The following is a 24,584-nucleotide window of genomic DNA, read 5'->3' as shown; positions in this document are numbered from 1 at the left end:
CGTACCGCTCATAACCGTCCCCCCTCTGCGCTGACGTATTCACACATCTCGCTACGAGTGATTCCCCTTTGCAAGGTCGCGCGCCTCTCCTCCCCCTTGTGGGGAGGAGTTGGAGGTGGGGGTGGTGCCGGAGAAGTCTCAATGGTGCCTCCTGCACCACCCCCACCCCTAGCCCCTCCCCACAAGGGGGAGGGGAGAGCGCCAGCTGTTACAGTGAGTTGGCCTCCAAAAAAGAAGTTTGAATCCGCCAGCCCCTCTGCGGGGGTGGGAGAGGGGAACCACGCTTCCGGAGAGGTCGCGCCCTTCATGCAGGGCGCCTCCTGGATCAGTGTCGCGCTGCCCCTCTCCCGGCTCGCTCCGCTCGCCACCCTCCCCCACAGAGGGGGGAGGGTTAGGGGCGGCGCGCCCTACGCCGGAACCGCCCGATGAACCCCTCCCGCCTGTTCATCCTGCGCCCGGTCGCGACCACGCTGCTCATGCTGGCGATCCTGCTCGTCGGCATGATCTCCTATTTCAACCTGCCGCTCTCGGCGCTGCCGTCCGTCGACTACCCGACGATCCAGGTCCAGACCTTCTATCCGGGAGCGAGCCCCGAGGTGATGACCTCGGCGGTGACGGCGCCGCTGGAGCGGCAGTTCGGCCAGCTCGCCAACCTCAACCAGATGACGTCGCAGTCCTCGGCCGGCGCCTCCGTCATCACGCTCCAGTTCAACCTCGATCTCGGCATCGACATCGCGACCCAGGAGGTCCAGGCCGCGATCAACGCCGCCGGCAACCTCCTGCCCGGCGACCTGCCGGCGCCTCCCGTCTACGCCAAGGTCAACCCGGCCGACGCGCCGATCCTGACGCTGGCGCTCACCTCGAAGACCCTGGCGCTGACCCAGGTCCGCGACCTCGCCGAGACGCGGCTGGCGCAGAAGATCAGCCAGGTCTCGGGCGTCGGCCTCGTCTCGATGGCGGGCGGGATGCGGCCGGCCGTGCGGGTGCGCTTCAACGCCTCGGCGCTCGCGGCCTACGGCCTCAACATCGACGACCTGCGCACCACCATCAACAACCTCAACGTCAACACCCCGAAGGGCTCGATCGACGGGCCGACCCAGTCCTTCACCATCAACGCCAACGACCAGATCCGCGACCCCAACGCCTATCGCGACGCGGTGATCGCCTACCGCAACGGCGCGCCGGTGCGGCTCTCGGCGGTGGCCGAGGTGGTGGAGGGGGCGGAGAACACCCAGCTCGGCGCCTGGATGGACACCACCCCGGCGGTGATCCTCAACATCCAGCGCCAGCCCGGCGCCAACGTCATCGCGGTGGTGGACCGGATCAAGGCGCTGCTGCCCCAGCTCCAGGCGACCCTGCCGGCGGCGATCCAGGTGACCCCGCTCACCGACCGCACGGTGACGATCCGCGCCTCGGTCGAGGACGTGCAGTTCGAATTGCTGCTCGCCATCGCGCTCGTGGTGCTGGTGATCTTCCTGTTCCTGCGCTCGCTGCCCGCGACCCTGATCCCGAGCTTGTCGGTGCCGCTGTCGCTCGTCGGCGCGCTGTCGGTGATGGACCTGTGGGGCTTCTCCCTCGACAACCTGTCGCTGATGGCGCTCACCATCGCGACCGGCTTCGTGGTGGACGATGCGATCGTCGTCATCGAGAACATCGCCCGCCACGTCGAGGAGGGCGACAGCCCGATGGAGGCGGCGCTCAAGGGCTCGCGCGAGATCGGCTTCACCATCATCTCGCTCACCGTCTCGCTGCTCGCCGTCCTGATCCCGCTCCTGTTCATGGGCGAGGTGGTGGGGCGCCTGTTCCACGAATTCGCCATCACGCTCGCCGCCACCATCGTGATCTCGGGCGTGGTCTCGCTGACCCTGGTGCCGATGATGTGCGCGCGGCTCCTCCGCCACGAGGCCCCCCAGGCCCGCGCCGCCGGACGCCTGTCGAGCGCAGGGCGCCTGTCGAGCGCAGGGCGCCGGCTGATGGAGGGCGGCATCGCATTCTACGGCCGCACCTTGCGGGGCGTGCTCGCCCACCAGTGGCTGACGCTGCTGGTGGCAGTGGGCACCCTGGTGCTGACCGTCTACCTCTACGTCGTGATCCCGAAGGGCTTCTTCCCGGTCCAGGATACCGGCCTCATCCAGGGCATCACCCAGGCCGACCAGACGGTCTCGTACGGCGCCATGGCCGAGCGCCAGCAGCGCCTGGCGGCCGAGATCCTGAAGGACCCGGACGTGGTCAGCCTGTCGTCGTTCATCGGCGTCGACGGCCAGAACGTGACGCTCAATTCCGGCCGCTTCCTCATCAACCTGCGCCCGCGCGAGGAACGGGCGGAGAATGCGAGCGCGATCATCCGGCGGATCGCCGCCCGGGTCGGCGACGTGCCGGGCATCGCTTTGTTCATGCAGCCGGTCCAGGACCTCACCATCGACACGGCGGTGAGCGCGACGCAGTACCAGTTCATCCTGGAGAACCCGGACCCGGCCGCCTTCGACACCTGGGTCCCGCGCCTCGTCGATCGCCTCAAAGCAATCCCGGATCTCGCCGACGTGGCGAGCGACCGGCAGGCGAGCGGGCTGTCGGCCTACATCACCATCGACCGGGCCACGGCCGGCCGCTACGGCATCACCCCGGCCTCCGTCGACAACGCGCTCTACGACGCCTTCGGCCAGCGCATCATCTCGACGATCTTCACCCAGTCGAACCAGTACCGGGTGATCCTGGAGGCCGATCCGGCGCTGCATCGGACGCTCGATTCGCTGCAGCGGATCTACCTGCCGTCCTCCACCGCCACCAACGGCCAGGTGCCGCTCACCGCCATCGCCCAGGTGAGCGAGCGCCGCGCGCCGCTCCTCATCAGCCATCTCGGCCAGTTCCCGGCGACCACGATCTCATTCAACCTGGCGCCCGGCGCCTCGCTCGGGCCGGCGGTGGCGGCGATCAAGGCGGCGGAGCGGGAGATGGGGATGCCGGACAGCTTCCGGCTGATCTTCCAGGGCTCGGCGCTCGCCTTCCAGGCCTCGCTCGACAACACCCTGTTCCTGGTGCTGGCCGCCATCGTGACGGTCTACATCGTGCTCGGCGTTCTGTATGAGAGCTTCGTCCACCCGATCACGATCCTCTCCACGCTGCCGTCCGCCGGCATCGGGGCGCTGGCCGGGCTGATGGTGTTCGGGCACGACCTCGACATCATCGGCATCATCGGCATCGTTCTCCTGATCGGCATCGTGAAGAAGAACGCCATCATGATGATCGACTTCGCGCTCCAGGCCGAGCGCGAGGAGGGGATGACTCCGCGGGACGCGATCTACGAGGCCTGTATCCTGCGCTTCCGCCCGATCCTGATGACGACCTTCGCGGCGCTGTTCGCGGCGATTCCCTTGATCCTCGGCACGGGGACCGGCTCAGAGCTGCGCCAGCCCCTCGGCATCTCGATCGCCGGCGGGCTGATCGTGAGCCAGATCCTGACGCTCTACACGACCCCGGTGATCTACCTCGCCTTCGACCGGCTCGGGCGGCGGCTTTCCGGCAGGCGCGACAGCGGGCTCGCGCCCGGGGAGGCGGTGCCGTGAGGGTCGCGACGGTCGCGCGCATGAACCCTCCCCCCTCTGCGGGGGAGGGTGCCCCGCGGATGCGGGGCGGGAGAGGGGACGACGCTTCCGGAGAGGTCGCGCGTGTCCTGACAGGCGCCCTCCTCAGCATCGTCGCGCTGCCCCTCTCGGCGGGACTTCGTCCCGCTGCGCTCACTGCGTTCGCCACCCTCCCCCGCAGAGGGGGGAGGGTTCACGGCGGCGGCGCGCCCAGGGCCGCCCCGTGAACCTCTCCGCCCCCTTCATCCTGCGCCCGGTCGCCACCACGCTCCTCACCCTGGGCGTGCTGCTCGCCGGGCTGTTCGCCTTCGTGCGGCTGCCGGTGGCGCCGCTGCCGCAGATCGATTTCCCGACCATCCTGGTCCAGGCCTCGATGCCCGGCGCCAGCCCCGACACCATGGCGACGACCGTGGCCGCGCCGCTCGAACGGCGGCTGGGCCAGATCGCCGACGTCGACCAGATGACCTCGACGAGTTCCGTCGGGCAGACCCGGATCGTGCTGCAATTCGGGCTCGACCGCGACATCAACGGCGCCGCCCGCGACGTGCAGGCGGCGATCAACGCCGCCCGCGCCGACCTGCCCACCGCGCTCCGCACCAACCCGACCTACCGCAAGTTCAACCCCGCCGACGCGCCGATCCTGATCCTCGGCCTGACCTCGAAGACGCTGAGCCCCGGCGCGCTCTACGATTCCGCCGCGACGGTGCTCGCCCAGAAGCTGTCGCAGCTGGAAGGGATCGGCAACGTCGATATCGGCGGCTCGTCGCTGCCGGCGGTGCGGGTCGAGCTCGATCCCAACGCCCTGTTCCATTACGGCATCGGCCTGGAAGGCATCCGCGCGGCGCTCGCCAGCGCCAACGCCAACTCGCCCAAAGGCGCGATCGAGGCCGGCGAGCGGCGCTACCAGCTCTACGCCAACGACCAGGGCCGCAAGGCCGCCGACTACCAGGACATCGTCGTCGCCTACCGCAACGGGGCCGGCGTGCGCCTGCGCGACGTCGGCCAGGTGGTCGACGGCGTCGAGGACCGGCGCAACCTCGGCCTCGTCAACGGCCAGCGCGGCGTGCTCCTGATCGTCTACAAGCAGCCCGGCGGCAACGTCGTCGAGACGATCGACCGGTTGAAGGCGGCCCTGCCGCAGCTCAAGGCGGCGTTGCCCGGCGACACCGAGCTGATCGTCACCGGCGACCGCTCGCTCACCATCCGGGCTTCCTTGGCGGAAGCTGAGCGCACGCTGCTGATCTCGGTCGGGCTCGTCATCCTGGTGGTGTTCGGCTTCCTGCGCTCCGCCCGCGCGACGCTGATCCCGGCCGTCGCCGTGCCGATCTCGCTGGTGGGCACCTTCGCGGCGATGTGGCTGTGCGACTACAGCCTCGACAACATCTCGCTGATGGCGCTGATCATCGCCGCCGGCTTCGTCGTCGACGACGCGATCGTGGTGCTGGAGAACATCCAGCGCCACGTCGAGGACGGGCGCTCGCGGATCGAGGCGGCGTTGCTGGGTGCCCGCGAGGTCGGCTTCACGGTCCTGTCGATGAGCCTGTCGCTGATCGCGGTGTTCCTGCCGATCCTGCTGGCAGGCGGCATCATCGGGCGATTCTTCCAGGAATTCGCCGTCGTCCTGTCCCTGGCGATCCTGATCTCGCTGATCGTCTCGCTCACCACCACGCCGATGCTATGCGCCCGGTTCCTGAAGCCCGAGGTGCACGGCGCCCGGCCGGGCCTGCTGGCGCGGGGGCTGGAGGGCGCGTTCGAGGGGCTCTTGTCGGGCTACCGCGTCACCCTCGACTGGGCGCTCCGCCACGGCGTCATCGTGATGCTGGTGCTGCTCGGCGCGGTGGTGCTCAACGTCTACCTCTACGTGATCGTGCCGAAGGGGTTCTTTCCCCAGCAGGATACCGGCCAGATGATCGGCGGCATCCAGGCCGACCAGCGCATCTCGTTCCAGGCGATGAGCGCCAAGCTCCGGCGCGCCACCGCCATCGTCCAGGCCGATCCGGCGGTGGAGAGCGTGGTCGGCTTCACCGGGGGGCGCGGCACCAACTCGGCCAACGTGTTCGTCGGCCTCAAGCCCCGGGACCAGCGCGACCCGATCAGCGACGTGATGACCCGCCTGCGGCCGAAGCTCGCCGCGATTCCCGGCGCCCGGCTCTACCTGTTCCCGCGCCAGGATTTTTCGATGGGCGGGCGCCAGAGCTTCTCGCAGTACCAGTACACGCTGCAGGGCGACACCAGCGAGGAGCTGTATACCTGGACCCCCAAGTTCCTGGAGGCGCTCCAGAAGGACCCGACCTTCACCGACGTGACCTCGGACCAGCAGCAGGGCGGCCTGGAAACGCGCCTCGTCATCGACCGGCCGACCGCCTTCCGCTACGGCCTGACCCCGGACCAGATCGACAATACCCTCTACGACGCCTTCGGCCAGCGTCAGGTCTCGACAATCTACAACCCGCTCAACCAGTACCACGTCGTGATGGAGATCGCGCCGCGCTACCTCGACAACCCCGAGACGCTGAAGCTGATCTACGTCTCGACCTCGGGCGCGCGGGCCCGCGGCTCGGCCACCACCAACGCGGTCGCCGGCACGGTGGCGAGCGCCGCGACGGCCCCGACCGACGCGACGAGCGCGGCCGCCGCGGTCGCGACCGATTCGGCCCGCAACGCCGCCACCAATTCCATCGCGGCGGCCGGCCGCTCCAGCGCCTCGTCGAGTGCGGCGGTGAGCAGCAACAAGGAGACGATGGTGCCGCTCGCGGCCTTCGCCAGCTTCGAGACCGGCTCGACCCCGGTCCAGGTCAGCCACCAGGGCCTGTTCGTCGCCACCACGCTGTCGTTCAACCTGGCGCCGGGCAAGAGCCTGAGCGACGCCACCGCGGCGATCGACGGCCACATGCGCGACCTGCGCCTGCCCGCCACCATCCACGGCGAGTTCGCCGGAGCCGCCAAGAGCTTCCAGTCCTCGTCCTCGCGCCAGCCGCTGCTGATCCTGGCGGCGTTGCTGGCGGTCTACGCGGTGCTCGGCATCCTGTACGAGAGCTGGGTGCATCCGCTCACCATCCTCTCCACCCTGCCGTCGGCGGGGATCGGGGCGATCCTGGCGCTGATGCTGGCCGGCGAGGAGTTCGGGGTGATCGCGCTCATCGCCGTCATCCTGCTCATCGGCATCGTGAAGAAGAACGCCATCATGATGATCGACTTCGCCCTCGACGCCGAGCGCACCCGCGCCTTGAGCCCGCGGGAGTCGATCCGCGAAGCCTGCCTCTTGCGCTTCCGCCCGATCATGATGACAACCCTGGCCGCGCTGCTCGGCGCGCTGCCGCTGATCTTCGACGGCGGCGAGGGCTCCGAGCTGCGCCGTCCCCTCGGCATCGCCATCGTGGGCGGCCTCATCGTGAGCCAGGTCCTGACCCTCTACACCACCCCCGTCGTCTACCTGTACCTCGACCGGTTCCGGCTCTGGGTCGGCCGCCGCCGGGGCTCCGCCACGCGGGCGCTGCCGGCCGAATGACCTTCTTCCACACCTCATCCGTGCCGTTGGCCGCGGACGCGCGCCTGAACCCTCCCCCCTCTGCGGGGGAGGGTGCCCCGCGGCGCGGGGCGGGAGAGGGGACCGCGACGCTGTTCCAGGTGGCGCCCTTCATCGCTCGCGCGACCTTTCCGGAGGCGTCGTCCCCTCTCCCGACCCCTGCTGACGCAGGGGCCACCCTCCCCCGCAGAGGGGGGAGGGTCGGGTGGGCGCCTGTCCGCCTCGCGGCCACGGCCATCCTTCCCATCGCCCTCGCCGGCTGCCTCGTCGGCCCCGACTACACCCGCCCCACCGTCGAGACCCCCGCCGCCTTCAAGGAGGGCGGCGCCCGGCCGATGCCGCCGCGCAACTGGCGGCCGGTGCGGCCCCTCGACGAGGCGGAGCGGGGCGACTGGTGGCGGGTGTTTCGCGATCCCACCCTCGACCGGCTGATCCGCCTGATCGACGTCGACAACCAGAGCCTGCGCGCCCAGGTCGCCGCCTACCGGCAGGCCCGCGCCCTGGTGCAGGAGGCCCGCGCCCAGCTGTTTCCCACCGTGCTCGGCGCCCCCGCGATCAGCCGCGCCAGCACCGGCGGCATCGAGCGCACCACGCTGTCGCTGCAAGGCTCGGCGACCTGGGAGCCCGACCTGTTCGGCCGCGTCCGCCGCCTGATCGAAAGCGACGTCGCCGCCGCCCAGGCCAGCGCCGCCGACATCGCCTCGGTGCGCCTCGCGCTCCAGACGCAGCTCGCGATCGCCTATTACCAGCTGCGCTACCAGGAATCGCTCCAGAGCCTGCTCGAGCGCACGGTGCAGGCCTACCAGCGCTCGCTCACCATCGCGCAGAACCAATACAATGCCGGCGTCGCCGCCCGCTCCGACGTCATCACCGCCCAGACCCAGCTCCAGACCACCCAGGCCAACGCCATCGCGGTCGGGCTGCAGCGGGCGAACCTGGAGCACGCCATCGCGACGCTGATCGGCCGTCCACCGGCCGAGGTGTCGCTGGCCCGCGGCAGCCTGCCGTCGCGCCCGCCCAACGTGCCGGTCAGCCTGCCCTCCGACCTCCTGGAGCGCCGGCCCGACATCGCGCTCGCCGAGCGGACCGTGCAGTCGCAGAGCGCCCAGATCGGCGTCGCCGTGGCGGCGTTCTACCCGACCGTCACCCTGTCGGCGAGCGGCGGCATCGCGGGCGATCCGGCGCGCAATTTCTTCGCAGCCGCCAACACGTTCTGGTCGGTGGCGGCCTCGGGGTCTCAGGTGCTGTTCGACGGCGGCGCCCGCACGGCGGCGCTCCAGGCCGTCGAGGCGGCCTACGACGCGGCGGTCGCCAATTACCGCCAGACCGTGCTCACCGCCTTCCAGCAGGTCGAGAACGGCTTGGCCGGCCAGCGCATCCTCGCCCGCCAGCAGGGCGCGCAGGAACTAGCGGTGCAGTCCTCGCGCCGGGCGGTCGAGATCGCGCTCAACGAGTACCGCGCCGGCACCCAGAACTACACCACCGTCGTCACCGCCCAGGCGCTGGAGCTCAACAACGAGGTCACGGCGCTCCAGGTCCGGCTCAACCGCTTCACCAACGCGGTCTCGCTGATCGGCGCCATCGGCGGCGGCTGGGACACCAGCAGCCTGCCGAGCGGCGAGGCCTTGAAACAGTTCACGCCGCTGCCGATCGATCGCGGCCAGGCGCCGCGGGTGGACGAGTGAGGGACAGTCCATCTGCTGGATGATCCTAAGACCGTGCGCGACGAATCCGACACCCACCGCGTCATTCCGGGGCCGCGCAGCGGAGCCCGGAATCCAGAACCGCAGGACATTCAGAACAAAGCGGATCGCGTTCCGCTTTATCCTGTCCCAACTGAGTTTATGGATTCCGGGCTCCGCTGCGCGGCCCCGGAATGACCCTGTGGGTGTCAAATCGGTGAGGGCCAGTCGACAATCGCCAGGGTCGAGGGCAAACCGCCGAATCACCCCCGCCGCACGCCCCGGTTCCCGCCCGCCGGGGAATGCCCTAAACCGGTCCACCGGCGCCTCGCCGCCCATCCCGTGAGCCGATGACCGACCCGCTCCTCTCCGTCCAGGACCTCTCCGTCGCCTTCCGCCAGGGCGGGCGCGAGACCCGCGCCGTCGATCGCGTCTCCTTCGCCATCGCGCCGGGGGAGACCGTGGCGCTCGTCGGCGAATCGGGCTCCGGCAAGTCGGTGACGGCGCTCTCGATCCTGCGCCTCCTCGACGGCACGGTGCCGGAGGGACACATCCGGTTCAAGGGCCGCGACCTGCTGGCGCTGTCCGAGCCCGAGATGCGGGGGATCCGCGGCGCCGACATCACCATGGTGTTCCAGGAACCGATGACCTCCCTGAACCCGCTGCACCGCATCGCCGAGCAGGTCGGCGAGGTGCTGCGGCTGCACAAAGGGATGAGCGGCGAGGCGGCGCGTGCCCGCACCCTCGAACTCCTGAACCTCGTCGGCATCCGCGACGCGGACAAGCGCCTCGGCGCCTATCCGCACGAGCTCTCGGGCGGGCAGCGCCAGCGGGTGATGATCGCCATGGCGCTCGCCTGCGAGCCCGACCTGCTGGTCGCCGACGAGCCGACGACCGCGCTCGACGTCACCGTCCAGGCCCAGATCCTGTCGCTGCTGGCCGACCTGAAATCGCGGCTCGGCATGGCGATGCTGTTCATCACCCACGATCTCGGCATCGTGCGCCGGGTCGCCGACCGGGTCTGCGTGATGCTGCAGGGCCGCATCGTCGAGACCGGCCCGGTCGCCGAGGTGTTCGCCAATCCGCAGCACGAGTATACCCGCCGCCTGCTTAACGCCGAGCCGCGGGGCCGCGGCAACCCGGTGCCGGACGGGGCGCCGATCCTGGTCGAGGCCGGGCCGATCCGTGTCCATTTCCCGATCAAGACCGGCCTGCTCCGGCGCACCACCGGCCACGTCAAGGCGGTGGATGGGGTGGCCGTGAGCGTGCGCGAGGGCGAGACCGTCGGGGTGGTGGGCGAATCGGGCTCGGGCAAGACCACTTTGGGCCTCGCCATCCTGCGCCTCATCGCCTCGCAAGGGCCGGTGGTCTATCTCGGCCGGCGCATCGACGGGCTGTCGGCGGGCGCCATGCGGCCCCTGCGGCGCGAGATGCAGGTGGTGTTCCAGGACCCCTACGGCTCGCTCTCGCCCCGGATGTCGGTGGCCGAGATCGTCGCCGAGGGGCTGGAGGTGCAGGGCAAGGGCCGCACCGAGGCCGAGCGCCGGGAGATCGTCGCCCGGGCGCTGACCGATGTCGGGCTCGATCCAGCGGCGATGGACCGCTACCCCCACGAATTCTCCGGCGGCCAGCGCCAGCGCATCGCGATCGCCCGCGCCATGGCGCTCGATCCGCGCTTCGTCGTCCTCGACGAGCCGACCTCGGCGCTGGACATGTCGGTCCAGGCGCAGATCGTCGAGTTGCTGCGCGACCTGCAGGCCCGGCGCGGCCTCGGCTACCTGTTCATCAGCCACGACCTCAAGGTGGTCCGCGCGCTCGCCAACCGGGTGATGGTGATGCAGGGCGGGCAGGTGGTGGAGGAGGGCGCGGCGGAAGACATCTTCTCCCGGCCCCGCACCGACTACACCCGCGCCCTGTTCGCCGCCGCCTTCGACCTCGCGGCGGCGCCGACCGGAGCGGTGCGCGAATGAGCCGGGCGCTCCTCATCGTCCTCGATTCCGTCGGCATCGGCGGCGCGCCGGATGCCGACGCCTTCGGCGACGCGGGCGCCGACACGCTCGGCCACATCGCCGAGGCCTGCGCCCGCGGGGCCGGCGACCGGGCGGGCCTGCGCGGCGGCCCGCTGCACCTGCCGCACCTCGCCGCCCTCGGCCTCGGGCTCGCCGCGCAAGGCGCGAGCGGGCGGATCCCGCCGGGCCTCGCCCCGTCCGGGCCGGTCGGAGGCGCCTACGGCCACGCGGTCGAGAGCGCGCAGGGCAAGGATACGGTGTCGGGCCACTGGGAGATCACCGGGGTGCCGGTGGATTTCGCCTGGGGCCATTTCCCGGCGACGCGGCCGGCCTTCCCGCCCGACCTCATCCGGGCGCTGATCGCGGAGGCCGGGCTTCCGGGCATCCTGGGCGATTGCCACGCGTCGGGCACCGCGATCATCGAGGAACTGGGGGCGGAGCACGTCCGGACCGGCAAGCCGATCTGCTACACCTCCGTCGACAGCGTGTTCCAGATCGCCGCCCACGAGGAGGCGTTCGGGCTCGACCGGCTCTACGACCTCTGCACCATCGCCCGCCGGCTCTGCGACCCCTGCCGCATCGGCCGGGTGATCGCCCGGCCGTTCATCGGCGATGCGACCTCCGGCTTCACCCGCACCGCACACCGGCGCGACTACGCCGTGCCGCCGCCCGGCGACACGCTCCTCGACCGGCTCGAGGTCGCCGGCCGGCCGGTGGTGAGCGTCGGCAAGATCGGCGACATCTTCGCCCATCGGGCGACCGGCCGCGAGATCAAGCCCGGCGGCAACGACGCCTGCCTCACCGCCGCTCTTACGGCGCTCGCCGACCTGCCCGAGGGCGGTCTCGTGTTCGCCAACCTCGTCGAGTTCGACACCGAGTACGGCCACCGCCGCGACGTGCCGGGCTATGCCGCGGCCCTGGAGCGCTTCGACGCCAGGATCCCGGAAATCAGGGCGGCGCTCAGAGGCGGCGACCTCTGCCTCGTCACCGCCGATCACGGCAACGACCCGACCTGGAGCGGCACCGACCACACCCGCGAGCAGGTGCCGGTCCTGGCCTTCGGGCCGGGCATCGCGCCCGGCCCCCTCGGGCGGCTCGGCTTCTCGGCGATCGGCCGGATGGTGGCGGACCATCTCGGTCTGGCCGAGGCCAGCTTGGCGGCACTCCGGCCGCTCGCGTAATACCAACGGTCGTTGGAAACGACCTTTGGTTCCGTTCTCGAATTTTCGTCAAGCCTCTGGCTTGGGATAGACAATTCGAGATGGCTCAATGGCCCGATGCGTCAGCATCTTGGGCCATTGGTATAAGACAGGCTCGTTCGCGCCACCGGAGACCTCGCGCCTTGACCATGACGGCTCCCGGCAATCTCTCGGTCGACGCGCCTGCGCCCGGCGCCTACGCGCCGCCGGTGCCGGCCCTCGCCGAGCGGGTCGGCTGGCTCAAGCTCCTCGGCGCGTTCCGGCGCAACACCCTGGAGGCCCTGCCCCGCGCCTGCCTCGACACCCCGGCGGTGACGGTCCCGCTGCCAGGGGGCGGCCGGATCGTGCTGCTGTCGACGCCGGCCGGCGCCCGCCACGTCCTGCTCACGGCGACGGAGGATTTCCTGCGGCTGCCCGCCGGGCGGCGGGCGATCGGGCCGATCGCCGGCAACGGCCTGGTGCTGGCCGACGGCGAGGCCTGGCGCCACCAGCGCAAGGTATTGGCCCCCGCCTTCACGCCCCGCACCCTGCCGATGATGCTGCGCTTCGTCGCCCGCAGCGCGGAGGAGTCCTGCCGCCGGCTGGAATCCGGCCTCGGCGCCCCGGCCGACCTGCGCTCCGAGATGCAGCGCGTCGCCCTCGACATCGCCACCACCTCGATGTTCTCCCTGGAGACCGGAGCGCTCGGCACCGAGATCCGCGCGCTGGTCTCCGGCTATCTCGACCGGCTGGGCCGTCCGACGATCGCCGATTTCCTGCTGCCCCCCGGCTGGCCGACGCCGTCGAGCCCGCGCCGGGCGCTGTTTCGCCGCCGCTGGCTCGGGACCGTGCGGGCGGTGCTGGCGGCGCGGCGGGAGCAGGGCCCGGCCGGTGCGGCCCGGGACCTGTTCGACCTCCTCGTCGAGGCGCATGGCGACGCGCCCGGGGGGCTGCTCGCCGACGAGGTCGGCACCCTGATCGTCGCCGGCCACGAGACCACCGCCTCGACCCTGTTCTGGGCCTGCACGCTGCTCGCCCGCGAGCCGGGCCTGCAGGATGCCCTCGCGGCCGAGGCCGTCGGGCTCGACCTGTCGGAGGAGGGTGCGAGCGCGGCGCTGCCGCATCTGCGTCTCGCCAAGGCGGTGGCGCAGGAAACCCTGCGGCTCTACCCCCCGGTCTACGTCATCCCCCGCCGCGCCGCCCGGGCGAGCACGGTCGAGGGGACGACGATCCCGGCCGGCAGCATCGTGATGATCCCGACCTGGGTGCTCCACCGCAACCCGCTCTGGTGGGAGCGGCCGGAGGCCTTCCAGCCCGGCCGCTTCCTCGACGGTCCGGAGCCGGACCGCTTCGTCTACCTGCCGTTCGGCGCCGGCCCGCGGATCTGCATCGGCGCGCAGCTCGCGCTCGCCGAGGCGACCCTGGTCCTGGCGCGCCTGATGCGCGACCTTCGGCTCTCCCTCGACGGCGACCGCCCGGTGCTGCCGGTGGCGACCACGACCTTGCGGCCGGACCACGTGCCGCGCTTCCATCTCGAACGCCGCACCGGTTGAGCCTGCCGCGGGCGAAAAAATGCTCTATGGGCTGTGCAGGTGGCCGGCCCGGCCCCGCGAAGAGACACGAACACGGTGCGACCCTGGCGCAGTGACCCGTCCGACCGGCGCGGCTACCATCACGGCAACCTCAAGGAGGCCCTGATCGAGGCCGCGCGCCGCTTCATCGCGGAGCGCGGGATCGGCGGCTTCACCCTGGTCGACGCGGCCCGCCTCGTCGGCGTCTCGCCGGCGGCGCTCTACCGCCATTTCCGCGGCCGCGAGGCCCTGCTGGAAGAGGTGGCCGAGCGCGGCTTCACCGAGCTGGCCGAACGCCTGGCCCGGGCCCTGCGCGGCCCCGGCACGCCGCTGGAGCGCTTCACCCGGATGGGGGAGGCCTACCTGACCTTCGCCGAGGAGGAGCCGGGCTACTACGCGGCGATCTTCGAGGCCCGGCCCCTCGGGCCCGACGGCTGCGCTCCCGCCCAGGCGCCGCGGGACCGCGACGCCTTCGGGCTCCTGGTCGAGGCGCTGCGGAGCACCTTTCCCGATGGATTCTCGGGGAGCGTCGATCCGCGCTTCGTCGCGCTGGAAGTCTGGGCCTTGTCCCACGGCATCGCGACGCTCGCCGCCGCCGGCCGGCTGCCGACCGGGCCGGGCCTGCCGACCAAGTACGACCTCCTGCGGGCCGGGGTGGTCGCCATGGTGCATGGCGCGACGGCGCGGGCGGGGTAGGGGCTTGGGCAGGGTCCCCTTCGGCGTCCTCGACGGAATTCATACCCACAGGGTCATCCCGGGGCCGCGCAGCGGAACCCGGGATCCATAACCGCTGACGATGCAGGGTGAAGCGGAGCGGATCCCGCTTTTTTCGTCTCCGTCGCGGTTATGGATCCCGGGTTCTCGTCTTCGACGAGCCCCGGGATGACATGGAGGGTTTCAACTCCGTGATGAGCGACCAATCAGCCGCTCAATGCCCCGACGCCAGCGCCGCCCCCGGCTTGTCGTGGGTGCCGAGCTTCTCGACCAGCGTCGCCGAGGCGGCGTTGAGGCCGACGATCTCCACCGGCACCGCGTGGTGGCGGAACTTCAGCACCACCCGGTCAAGCGCATTGACGGCGGTCAGGTCCCAGAAATGGGCCTGCGTCAGGTCGATCACCACGCGCTCCAGATCCTCCTCGCGGAAGTCGAAGCCGGCATGGAAGGCTTCCGCCGTGGCAAAGAAGATCTGGCCCGTCACCCGGTAGGTGCGGGTCCGGCCCTCGCGCGAGGAGGCGACGGCGAAGAACCGCGTGACCTTGTGGGCGAAGAACAGCCCGCTCAACACCACGCCGAACAGCACGCCCTTGGCGAGGTCGTGGGTGGCGACCACCACCGCGACGGTGCCGAGCATCACGATGCTCGACGTGGTCGGGTGGGTGACGAGCGTACGGATCGAGCGCCACTGGAAGGTGTTGATCGACACCATGATCATCACGGCGACGAGCGCCGCCATCGGAATCTGCGCCACGTAGGGACCGAGCACCACGATCAGGAACAGCAGGAAGGCGCCGGCCCACAGGGTCGAGAGCCGGCCGCGGCCGCCCGACGAGACGTTGATGACCGACTGGCCGATCATCGCGCAGCCGGCCATGCCGCCGAACAGGCCGGCGGTGACATTGGCGAGCCCCTGGCCGGCACATTCGCGGTTCTTGTTCGAGGTGGTGTCGGTGCGCTCATCCACGATCGCCGCGGTCATCAGGCTCTCGAGCAGGCCGACCATGGCCAGCGTCAGCGCGTAGGGCAGGATGATCCGCAGGGTCTCGAAGGTCAGCGGCACCTGTGGCAGGGCAAAGCTCGGCAACTCGCTCGGCAGGGCGCCCATGTCGCCGACGGTGCGGATGCCGAGGCCGAGGCTCATCGACAGGGCGGTGAACAGCACGATCGTCACCAGCGCCGAGGGCACGGCCTTCGTCAGGTAGGGCAGGCCGTAGATCAGCGCGAGCCCGGCCGCGGTCATGGCGTAGACGACAGGCCCGCGGCCGATCAGCTCCGGCATCTGGGCCATGAAGATCAGGATGGCGAGCGCGTTGACGAAGCCGGTGACGACCGAGCGCGAGACGAAGCGCATCAGGTTGCCGAGCTTGAACGCGCCCGCGGCGAGCTGGATCAAGCCGGTCAGGATCGTCGCCGCGAAGAGGTAGCCGAGGCCGTGATCCTTCACCAGCGTCGTCATCACCAACGCCATCGCGCCGGTGGCGGCCGAGATCATCGCCGGGCGCCCGCCGGCAATGGCCGTGACCACCGCGATGCAGAACGAGGCGTAGAGCCCGACCTTCGGGTCGACCCCGGCGATGATCGAGAAGGCGATCGCCTCCGGGATGAGGGCGAGGGCGACGACGGTGCCGGCCAGAATTTCGCGCGTGACGTCGGGCGCCCATTCGCGCCGCAGGCGGACGAGGTTCATGGAATCTGAGCTTTCGGATGGAGGCGCGACGGCGCGCGCGAGGACGATCCGCCGCGCGAGGCGGACGGGCAAGACGGACAGGCGTGGAAAGAGGACGCGGGAGAGCGGGGCGCTACGGCGGCGTGGGCCGCGAGACCTGAATGGCTCGATCCTGCATCATGGATCCGTGCGTACACGGGTCTTCGCTGCGGTGCAACCGGGCGAGGGGATTAAAGTCGCGACGGCTGGGCGCAGGGTTATCGGGAACCAACCAAGACGAGGATGGCGCGGGTTTCACCCTCCCCCCTCTGCGGGGGAGGGTGCCCCCACGGAGTGGGGCGGGAGAGGGGACACCGCTTCCGGAGAGGTCGTGACCGTCATGAAGGGCGCCCGCTGGAGCAGCGTCGCGCTGCCCCTCTCCCGGCTCGCATCCGCTCGCTACCCTCCCCCGCAGAGGGGGGAGGGTTCGGGCGTCGTGCCATCAAGAAAAAAGCCCGCCCCTCGGCGGAGGGGCGGGCCTTGTCATTGCGGAGCGTCGTCCGACACTCAGGCCGGGATCAACGGGTCCTTTCGCGCCGCATTCTCCGGCACCCCGTCCTTCGCCTTCTGCTTAGGCGGCGGGCCGAGGAAGGCCGGGACGATGAAGAAGGCGGCCACCAGGGTGAAGAACAGCGACAGGGCGAGGAGCTTGCCCATGCTGGCGGTGCCCGGATGGCTCGACAGGACCAGCGAGCCGAAGGCGGTGCCGGTGGTGAGCGCCGAGAAGAAGATCGCCCGGGTCAGGCTCGAGGCCAGCATGTCGGCGACGCCGGCCCGCCAGGCGATCACGTAGTAGATGTGGAAGGCCACGCCCACCGCCAGCATCAAGGGCAGCGCGATGATGTTGGCGAAGTTCAGCGGCATGCCGATGAGGTAGAGCGCCTCCAGCGTCCACAGCGTGGCGAGCACCAGCGGCCCGAGCGCCATGGCGACGTCCCAGGGGCGGCGCAGGGCCACCGACAGGATGATGAAGATCGAGAGCAGCGCCAGCAGGCCCGCCTCGATGAAGGCGCCGAGGATGGTGTGGCTCGACAGGGTGGTGGCGACCGGCGCGCCGGTGGCGTGGGGGGCGACGGTCAGGACTTCCTTGGCGAAGCGGCGCTGCACCAGGTTGTCGTTCGAGTTGCCCTTCGGCTGCACCTCGATCCGGGCCTTGCCGTCGGCGGCGATCCACTCCGAGCGGATCTGCTTGGGCAGGTTCTCGAGCGTGACCTTCTCCGGCGCGAGCAGGCCGCGCAGGCGGGTGAGCAGGACCTTCAGGTTCGGCACCACCGCGGCGGCGGCGGCCTCGCGCACGGGGGGCTCGGCATTGGCCAGGCGGTCGAGGGTGTCGGTGAAGCCCTGGATGGTGGCGAGCGGGCCGGAGGCGGCCGCTCCCTGGTCCTTCGACCCTTGCGCGATGCCGCGCAACGCCGTGACCGCGTTGCGGATCGCCGTCACCACCTCGCGGTCGGTCGGCGGGGGAGCGACGCGGGGCGGGTTGAGGACGGGCCCGAGCACCTGCGCGGCGTCCTCGATCGTCGCGAGCTTCTGGTCCTGGTCGGCGGGCACGAAGGTGTTGATGTCGATGACCCCGGCGACCCCCGGCAGGGCCGTCAGCTTCTTGACCATCGGGTCGATGGCGTCGCGGTTGGGCACCACCACGTCGATCGAGTTCGGGCTGGTCTTCGGGTCCTTGGCGAGGTCGAGATAGGTCGCGACCGATTCCACCTTCGCGCTGCGCAGGTGCATCGGGTTCGAATCGAAGGGCAGCCAGTAGAGCAGGGGCAGGCCCGCCACCGTGACGACGCCGGTGAGCACCAGGACCAGCTTGCGGTGCTCGAGGATCCAGTGATCGACCGAGGCCATGCTGGCGGTGCCGACCTCCTGCTTCTCGCCCGGCGGCCGCAGCACGGCGATCAGCGCCGGCAGCATGGTGAGGGAGAACAGGTAGGCGACGATCATGCCGACGCCGGCGATCAGGCCGAGCTCCGACACCCCGCGGAAGTCGGTCGGCAGGAACGAGAAGAAGCCGGCGAGCAGCGACACCGCGGCCAGCGTCAGCGACCAGCCGACGCCGCGGGCGGCCGAGCGGATCGCCCGTTCGAGATCGCCCTCGGAGAAGCGGTCGGCGCGGTAGCGCACGGCGAACTGGATGCCGAAATCGATGCCGAGACCGACGAACAGGGCCGCGAAGGCGACCGAGATCGGGTTCAATTCGCCGACCATCAGGAGGCCGAGCGCCGCCGTGACGATGAGGCCGGCGAAGGTGGTGACGAGCACCGCGACGACGAGGCTGCCCGAGCGGAGCGCCAGCCACAGGAACAGCACGATGGCGCCGCCGGTGACCGAGTAGTTCAGCGCCGCGTCGTCGGCCAGCGTCGCGAACTCGTCGTCCGCCACCGCGACCTGACCGGTGAGGCGCACCCGCACCCCGTTGGCCTCGGTCAGGCCGAGGCTGCGGGCGGTCTCGCGGATGAGCTGGCTCGCCTTCTCGCCGGGCTGGAGGGCGTCGTAGTCGAGCACCGGCTGTGCGATGACGAAGCGGCGCAGGTCGCTCGGCTCCGCCTTGCCGCCGGCGAGCAGCAACTGCCAGGAAAGCTGGGCCCGCTCGCCCTTGAGCACCCGGTCGAAGACCTCCTTCATCTGGCCCATCGGGCCGACGAGATCCTCGGGCTTGGCCTGGCCGGCCTTCACCCCCTGGGCGCCCATCACCATGGCCTGCATGATGCCGCGCAGGGACGGGTCGGCGGCGAGCGGCCCGAGCAGGCCCTGCTGCTGGATCAGCCGCTCCGTGGTCTGGTCCAATTCCTTCTGGGGCATCAGCAGGAGGCCGTTCTTCTCGAAGAACGGCCCGCCATCGGGCCGGTAGACGATCGGTAGCAGGTCCTTGTGGGTCGAGAGGGCCTGGGTCAGGCGGGTCGCCGCCTCCTCGGCCTGTTCCGGCGTCTGCCCGTCGACCACCATGACGAGCAGGCTGCTGCGCTGCGGAAAGATCTTCTCGAACTGGATCTCGTCCTGGCGCCACGGCACGTCCGAGGTGATCAGGCGCTCGACGTCGGTGTTGATGCGGAAGAGATGCGCCGCCGTGACGGCGCTCGCGACGGTGAGCAGCAGCGCGGCCACGAGGACGAGCCAGCGCCGGTGTACGGAAAACGCCACGAGCCGTTCGATCACGATGCGAAGCCTGCCTCTAGCTCGCGGGCCCTGCGGCGGCCCGGTGGAATCCTGACGATCGGCCCGACGGCCCTGCCACGGCGATCTCCCGTGCAAGGCGCCCCTTGCCGAGGCTTCCCTTGCAGAAGCGATCCTGCAAGGACCGCACCGGCCGGGACCAACATAGCGCGCGGGGTGGCGACGGCCATGGTCACGGGGTGCATCGGCGTCACGGCAACGCTCCGGGGAACGTCCGTGGCGCGCTAGGTAATGACCCGCAGGCCCGATTGCAACGCATTGGCGCGAAACGGATCCCCGATCCGGCCGGCCCGCGCCGGCCCCGTCCCCCGAGCAGGCTCGGCTTTACGCCGCCGCCGGCCGCACCGTAGATCTCGCGACCGGAAGGGCCCGGCCCGGCAGGGACGGGGCCCGAGGGCGTCGTCGCGAGGGGAACGGGTGGCGGCAGAGCGGGAAACCGGGATCGACCTCGTGCTGGCCCAGCCGCGGGGCTTCTGCGCCGGGGTGGTGCGGGCGGTCGACATCGTCGAGCGGGTGCTCGCCCGCGGCGATCCCGCGGTCCATGTCCGCCACGCGATCGTCCATAACGGCCGCGTCGTCGCCGATCTCGAGGCTAAGGGCGCCCGCTTCGTCGAGAGCCTCGACGCGGTGCCCGACGGCGCCACCACGATCTTCTCGGCCCACGGCGTCTCGCGGGCCGTCGAGGCGGAGGCCGCCCGCCGGGGGCTGGCCGTCGTCGACGCGACCTGCCCGCTCGTCGCCAAGGTCCACGCCCAGGGCCGCCGCTACGCCGCGCAGGGGCGCACGGTGATCCTGGTGGGACATGCGGGCCATGCCGAGGTCGAGGGGACGCTCGGGCAGATCGACGGCACGGTCCATCTCGTCGGCAGCGTGGCGGACGCCGAAGGCCTCGACCTGCCCGCCGGCACGCCGCTCGCCTACGTCACCCAGACGACGCTCGGCGTCGACGACACCCGGGCGATCATCGCGGTCCTGCACAGGCGCTTTCCCGACCTCGTCGGGCCCGAGACCCGGGACATCTGCTACGCGACCCAGAACCGCCAGGCCGCCGTGCGGGCGCTCGCCGAGGTCGCCGACGCGATCCTGGTGGTCGGCGCGAGGAACTCCTCGAACTGCAACCGCCTGCGCGAGATCGCCGCCGAGACCGGCCGGCCGAGCCACCTCGTCGAGGGGGCGGAGGATCTGGAGCGCCTCACCCTAGACGGCGTGCGCACGCTGGGCCTGACCGCCGGCGCCTCGACCCCCGAGGTGGTGATCGCCGAGGTGATTGCTGCGCTGCAGCGTCGCACCCCCGTGCGGATTTCCACGCTTCCGGGCGTTATCGAGAGCGCGAGCTTCCCGCTCCCGTCGAGTTTGGGCCACAGTTAGGCCGATACGCACCCAGCCTGGACTCTTTCGAACCTAGCTTGCTGGAAATCCGCCACTTTTCGGGCTAATCAGCCCGCTTGGCACAGCACTCGACACGAACCACGACACAAGGAGCCTTGGTCTTGGGCATTCCTCTCCGGTACGTCGCGAAGATCGGCGGCTACATCCTCAAGCAGCACCTCACCGGCCGCAAGCGCTACCCGCTTGTCATGATGATGGAGCCGTTGTTCCGGTGCAATCTCGCCTGCGCAGGCTGCGGCAAGATCGACTATCCGGACGAGATCCTCAACAAGCGCCTTCCGGTCGACGAAGCTCTCGAGTCGGTCCGCGAGTGCGGCGCACCCGTGGTGGTCATCGCCGGCGGCGAGCCGCTGCTGCACAAGGACCTGCCGCAGATCGTCGAGGGCATCATCGCCCAGAAGAAGTTCGCGATCGTCTGCACCAACGCGCTGCTCCTCGAGAAGAAGATCGCGCAGTACAAGCCGAGCCCGTATTTCACCTGGTCGATCCATCTCGATGGCGACAAGGAGATGCACGACCAGTCGGTGTGCCAGCGCGGCGTCTACGACAAGGCGGTGGCGGCGATCCAGAAGGCCAAGGAGATGGGCTTCCGGGTCACGATCAACTGCACCTTCTTCAACAACTCCTCGGCCGACAAGATCGCGGACTTCTTCGACAGCGTGACCCGGATGGGCATCGACGGCATCACCGTCTCCCCCGGCTACGCCTACGAGCGCGCCCCCGACCAGCAGCACTTCCTCAACCGCCGGGCCACCAAGGACCTGTTCCGCGGCGTGTTCCGCCTCGGCAAGGAGAAGGGCCGCGAGAAGTGGACCTTCCAGCAGTCGGGCCTGTTCCTCGACTTCCTGGCCGGCAACCAGACCTACCACTGCACGCCGTGGGGCAACCCGACCCGGACGGTCTTCGGCTGGCAGAAGCCGTGCTACCTGCTCGGCGAAGGCTACGCCAAGACCTTCAAGGAGCTGATGGAGACCACGGACTGGGATTCCTACGGCACCGGCAACTACGAGAAGTGCGCCGACTGCATGGTGCATTCGGGCTACGAGGCGTCCTCGGTGGTCGACTCGGTGAAGAAGCCGTGGAAGCCGGTGATCTATGCGCTCCGCGGGATCAAGACCGAGGGCGAGATGGCTCCCGAGATCTCCCTCGAGAACCAGCGCCCGGCCGAGTTCGTGTTCTCACGCAACGTCGCGCAGAAGCTGTCCGAGATCCGGGACGCCAAGGCCGACGCCAAGAAGCGCGCGACAGCGGCCTAACGAGGCGAAGGCCGCCGACGAGTCGCGGGCGAGGCGCACCAGCCCGCCCACGCTCGCCGACCGGCGCGCCAGAGCCGACAGGACGGCGAGGATATCGGGCTCGCCGTCCGGCTTGAGGGCCTTGGCGATCGCCGCCGGCAGGGCGCGGTCGGCCGGGTCGCACACCACCCTGACGGCGCAGAACGGCAGGCCGTGGAACTCCGCGAAGGCCGCCGCGACCTGCGACTCCATGTCGACCGCGGCAGCCCCGGTCTCGGCATGCAGGACCGCCTTGGCATGCGGCGACAGCACCGCCGCCTCCACCCCCGCGACATCCGCCTGGATCACCCGCCCCGGCGCGTCCGCCAGCCGGCGGGCGAGCGCCGCGACCACCTCCGCATGCGCCGCGAAGCGCCGCCCGGCCGAGACGACCCCAGTCGCCACCACGACGTCGCCGGGCACCAGGGCCGGATCGAGCCCGCCGGCGATGCCGATGCTCATCACCGCCCGGCAGCCCGGGCCGCTGCGCCCCTTCAGCACGTCCCGCAACCGCTCCGGATTGCCCCCGGCCCCCACCGTCGCCACGCCCGGCCCGGCGGCCAGCCGCGCCTCGCGGGCCAGGCCGGTCACGGCCAGGACGGGATGAGGCCCGTTCGGACCGGTGGTGTCCTCGACGACGATCATGCGGGGTCCTGAACTCTCGATGGGGGCAGGAAATGGGGGCATGCGGTGGAGCATCCCTCATACCAGAGCGGATGAGGCGGTCCTGTGGCGCCGTCGACACGGGCGCGGCTTCCGGCCGGTGCCGTGCCCGATGGGACTGGGCGGTCGCGGGTGGGGAAGCGGCGCGGCGGCAGGCATGGCGCCGGCGGGCGATCGCCCGGCCTGCCCGATTGCGTGCAGGATCGTGCCATCCCGCGATCGACAGGGCACGATTGTGCTTGTCGGGCCGGGCCCGCCTCGGCTATGACCCCGACCGGACAGAAAAAAGGCCGCCCTTGCGAGGCGGCCCGAAGTCTAGGGAGGAAACGCCCAAAGAGGGCTGCACCGCCGCGACGCCATCGCTGCGGTACGACTCCGTTCTCTCATGCTGCAGCGCACAAAGCAATCGGTTTGCAGCGCAAAACGGCCATGCTCGAAGCACATGGGTGAGGCTACGCCGCGGGGCCGGCCCGATCAGCGCCGGATGTCCATCTTCCGCAGCCCCCGGACGGTCAGCAGGACGGCCATGACGGCGAAGGGCGCCGCCCCGATCACGGCCGCGATCGGCTCCGACCCGAGCAGCGCGGCGAGCCCCTTCACCAGGGCCATCAGCAGCAGGAACCCGCTGACGCAGGCAAAGAGCAGGATCGCGCCGCCCCACAGGGTCCAGCCCGAGACGACGCGGATGATCCGGTCGACCTCGTCGGAGAACAGCGTGATCTCCTTGACCGCCAGGCTGCTCGCGAGGCGCATGGCCTCGACGACCAGCCTGATCGTGCTCACCTGCCGGTCGGCCCGCAAAGCTCACGCTCCCGCCTCGCCGCGACCGGGCATCGGTTGCGGCGAGCGAAAACGCCCGAGCTTGAGCGTCGTTCCCGGATCACCGTCCGGGAGAGGGCGCGGGATCAGGCGGGCTTGAGCGGGCAGCTCTGCCGGGCCAGCAGCCGCCAGTCGCCATCCTTCAGCCAGACCTGCATCACCGCGATGTAGGAGCGGCCGGTCTCGCCGTTGGGCAGGATGTCGGCGCCGTCCCAGACGTGGCGGACCGTGGCGGTGTCGCCGACGATCTGGAACCACGGCTCCGAGAAGGTCAGCGACTTGTAGTTGGTCTTGCCGGCGAGGCTGGCGATGAACTGGGGCCTGGTCTCGATCTTGCGCCCGCTCGAATGACCGTAGCTGAGCTGCGGGTGGGTGAGGGCATCGAGCGCCTTGGCGTCGCCATCCACGATCGCGACCCGCAGGGCCTCGAGTTTTTGGGCCACCGCCTCGGTCCCGTCCGCGGCCCGGGCCGCGCCCGATCCGAGTATCGGGGCCGCCATCGCCCCCATCGTCATGCCGGCCAGCAGGACGCGCCGCGAGCAGGTCTCGGTCCGTTCCATGGTCTTCCTCCCGTCCGTGCGGTCACCGGACGGGTTGATCCCGGCGGCGCCGCAGGCGAGGGAGCTTAGCGCGGTGTCCCGGTTCAGGCCACCGGGCCGGCACGGTCAGGAAATTGAGCTTCGTTTCGAGAAAACGAAATCGCCCAGGCTCTGCGCGATCGAACCCGACAGACATCGGACCCACCGAGTCATTCCGGGGCCGCGAAAGCGGAGCCCGGAATCCGGAACCGCTGAGAGTTCAGAAGAAGGCGGATCCGATTCAGCTTGATCCTGTCTCACCCGAGTGTCTGGATTCCGGGCTCCGCTTTCGCGGCCCCGGAATGACGAGGAGGGGTCAAGACTGTCGATCAGGTCGAACAAACGCTCAGTAACCCTGCCGCGGGGCGCCGCCCGCGTCGCGGCCCGACGCGGCACTGGCGGCATCCAGCTCGCCCTGGCAGGGCGGGCTGACGCTGGCATAGTTGCGGCGCAGGCAGCGCTCGATGCGCCGCGTGTTGGGAACGTCGGCGGCGCACAGCGTCATGGCGTCGGTCATGCAGGCCAGGCGCTGCCGCTCGGTCCCCTGAGCACTCGCGCCGGTGGGCGCGAGGAGCAGGACGGCTCCCGCCAGGGCGGCGGCGCAGATCAACGGCAACGACATTCGACCTCTCCGGCTCTTCCAGGCGGGTCAACACCGAACCCGGCATTCCGGTTCGCGGCAAAGCTGGGTTGCGTTGCCGGAAGGGCAGAGGCGAGG

15 protein-coding genes are annotated in these 24,584 nt (G+C 70.5%); 9 read left to right on the top strand and 6 right to left on the bottom strand.

What is annotated here, in order from left to right:
• Window positions 1-425 precede the first annotated feature (425 nt).
• From F1D61_RS13685 to F1D61_RS13655, 7 genes are all read left to right on the top strand, one after another.
• A complete protein-coding gene (locus F1D61_RS13685) occupies window positions 426-3,563 on the top strand; it encodes an MdtB/MuxB family multidrug efflux RND transporter permease subunit (RefSeq protein ID WP_203158485.1) in 3,138 nt (1,045 codons plus the stop codon).
• 241 nt (window positions 3,564-3,804) lie between these two features.
• Window positions 3,805-7,089 carry an efflux RND transporter permease subunit gene (locus F1D61_RS13680; protein WP_203158484.1) on the top strand — a complete coding sequence of 1,095 codons (3,285 nt, stop codon included), beginning with the start codon at window positions 3,805-3,807 and terminating at the stop codon, window positions 7,087-7,089.
• Between the two features lie 254 nt (window positions 7,090-7,343).
• Window positions 7,344-8,792 carry an efflux transporter outer membrane subunit gene (locus F1D61_RS13675; protein ID WP_203159062.1) on the top strand — a complete coding sequence of 483 codons (1,449 nt, stop codon included), beginning with the start codon at window positions 7,344-7,346 and terminating at the stop codon, window positions 8,790-8,792.
• 347 nt (window positions 8,793-9,139) lie between these two features.
• Window positions 9,140-10,759 carry an ABC transporter ATP-binding protein gene (locus F1D61_RS13670; protein WP_203158483.1) on the top strand — a complete coding sequence of 540 codons (1,620 nt, stop codon included), beginning with the start codon at window positions 9,140-9,142 and terminating at the stop codon, window positions 10,757-10,759.
• A complete protein-coding gene (locus tag F1D61_RS13665) occupies window positions 10,756-11,979 on the top strand; it encodes a phosphopentomutase (protein WP_203158482.1) in 1,224 nt (407 codons plus the stop codon). The genes F1D61_RS13670 and F1D61_RS13665 overlap by 4 nt, the downstream gene beginning before the upstream one ends.
• Before the next feature lie 167 nt (window positions 11,980-12,146).
• The gene (locus tag F1D61_RS13660) at window positions 12,147-13,529 is read left to right on the top strand and encodes a cytochrome P450 (protein ID WP_203159061.1); all 1,383 of its coding nucleotides are present in this window, start codon (window positions 12,147-12,149) and stop codon (window positions 13,527-13,529) included.
• A 75-nt stretch (window positions 13,530-13,604) separates the two neighbouring features.
• A complete protein-coding gene (locus F1D61_RS13655) occupies window positions 13,605-14,243 on the top strand; it encodes a TetR/AcrR family transcriptional regulator (protein ID WP_203158481.1) in 639 nt (212 codons plus the stop codon).
• A 232-nt stretch (window positions 14,244-14,475) separates the two neighbouring features.
• Here the strand turns inward: F1D61_RS13655 and F1D61_RS13650 are convergent, their stop codons facing one another.
• Together F1D61_RS13650 and F1D61_RS13645 are read right to left on the bottom strand one after the other, a co-directional pair.
• On the bottom strand, window positions 14,476-15,951 hold the full coding sequence (locus tag F1D61_RS13650; RefSeq protein WP_203158480.1) for a SulP family inorganic anion transporter: 1,476 nt from the start codon (window positions 15,949-15,951) through the stop codon (window positions 14,476-14,478).
• A gap of 525 nt (window positions 15,952-16,476) precedes the next feature.
• The gene (locus F1D61_RS13645; protein ID WP_203158479.1) at window positions 16,477-19,125 is read right to left on the bottom strand and encodes an MMPL family transporter; all 2,649 of its coding nucleotides are present in this window, start codon (window positions 19,123-19,125) and stop codon (window positions 16,477-16,479) included.
• A 435-nt stretch (window positions 19,126-19,560) separates the two neighbouring features.
• Between F1D61_RS13645 and ispH the strand changes: the two genes are divergently transcribed.
• Together ispH and hpnH are read left to right on the top strand one after the other, a co-directional pair.
• The gene (gene ispH / locus F1D61_RS13640) at window positions 19,561-20,511 is read left to right on the top strand and encodes a 4-hydroxy-3-methylbut-2-enyl diphosphate reductase (protein WP_246775870.1); all 951 of its coding nucleotides are present in this window, start codon (window positions 19,561-19,563) and stop codon (window positions 20,509-20,511) included.
• A 122-nt stretch (window positions 20,512-20,633) separates the two neighbouring features.
• Entirely contained in the window at window positions 20,634-21,788 is a 1,155-nt protein-coding gene (hpnH, locus tag F1D61_RS13635) for an adenosyl-hopene transferase HpnH (protein ID WP_048428969.1), read from the top strand.
• Here hpnH and F1D61_RS13630 read toward each other — a convergent pair.
• From F1D61_RS13630 to F1D61_RS13615, 4 genes are all read right to left on the bottom strand, one after another.
• Window positions 21,711-22,451 (bottom strand): phosphorylase, encoded by a 741-nt coding sequence (locus tag F1D61_RS13630; RefSeq protein ID WP_203158477.1) that lies wholly within the window; start codon window positions 22,449-22,451, stop codon window positions 21,711-21,713. The genes hpnH and F1D61_RS13630 overlap by 78 nt on opposite strands.
• A gap of 492 nt (window positions 22,452-22,943) precedes the next feature.
• A complete protein-coding gene (locus tag F1D61_RS13625) occupies window positions 22,944-23,252 on the bottom strand; it encodes a phage holin family protein (protein WP_203158476.1) in 309 nt (102 codons plus the stop codon).
• A 122-nt stretch (window positions 23,253-23,374) separates the two neighbouring features.
• Window positions 23,375-23,848 carry a nuclear transport factor 2 family protein gene (locus F1D61_RS13620; protein WP_203158475.1) on the bottom strand — a complete coding sequence of 158 codons (474 nt, stop codon included), beginning with the start codon at window positions 23,846-23,848 and terminating at the stop codon, window positions 23,375-23,377.
• Between the two features lie 364 nt (window positions 23,849-24,212).
• The gene (locus F1D61_RS13615) at window positions 24,213-24,488 is read right to left on the bottom strand and encodes a hypothetical protein (protein WP_203158474.1); all 276 of its coding nucleotides are present in this window, start codon (window positions 24,486-24,488) and stop codon (window positions 24,213-24,215) included.
• Between the last annotated feature and the right edge of the window lie 96 nt (window positions 24,489-24,584).

The sequence above is a fragment of the Methylobacterium aquaticum genome, from assembly GCF_016804325.1.
In the GTDB taxonomy this organism is placed as follows: domain Bacteria; phylum Pseudomonadota; class Alphaproteobacteria; order Rhizobiales; family Beijerinckiaceae; genus Methylobacterium; species Methylobacterium aquaticum_C.
This window is presented reverse-complemented; position numbering and strand designations above follow the sequence as displayed.

Coding starts and splice junctions, on each gene's coding strand:
- F1D61_RS13665 (WP_203158482.1), top strand. CDS start 10,756: ATGAGCCGGGCGCTCCTCATCGTCCTCGATTCCGTCGGCATCGGCGGC.
- F1D61_RS13620 (WP_203158475.1), bottom strand. CDS start 23,848: ATGGAACGGACCGAGACCTGCTCGCGGCGCGTCCTGCTGGCCGGCATG.
- F1D61_RS13660 (WP_203159061.1), top strand. CDS start 12,147: ATGACGGCTCCCGGCAATCTCTCGGTCGACGCGCCTGCGCCCGGCGCC.
- F1D61_RS13615 (WP_203158474.1), bottom strand. CDS start 24,488: ATGTCGTTGCCGTTGATCTGCGCCGCCGCCCTGGCGGGAGCCGTCCTG.
- F1D61_RS13630 (WP_203158477.1), bottom strand. CDS start 22,451: ATGATCGTCGTCGAGGACACCACCGGTCCGAACGGGCCTCATCCCGTC.
- F1D61_RS13670 (WP_203158483.1), top strand. CDS start 9,140: ATGACCGACCCGCTCCTCTCCGTCCAGGACCTCTCCGTCGCCTTCCGC.
- F1D61_RS13650 (WP_203158480.1), bottom strand. CDS start 15,951: ATGAACCTCGTCCGCCTGCGGCGCGAATGGGCGCCCGACGTCACGCGC.
- F1D61_RS13685 (WP_203158485.1), top strand. CDS start 426: ATGAACCCCTCCCGCCTGTTCATCCTGCGCCCGGTCGCGACCACGCTG.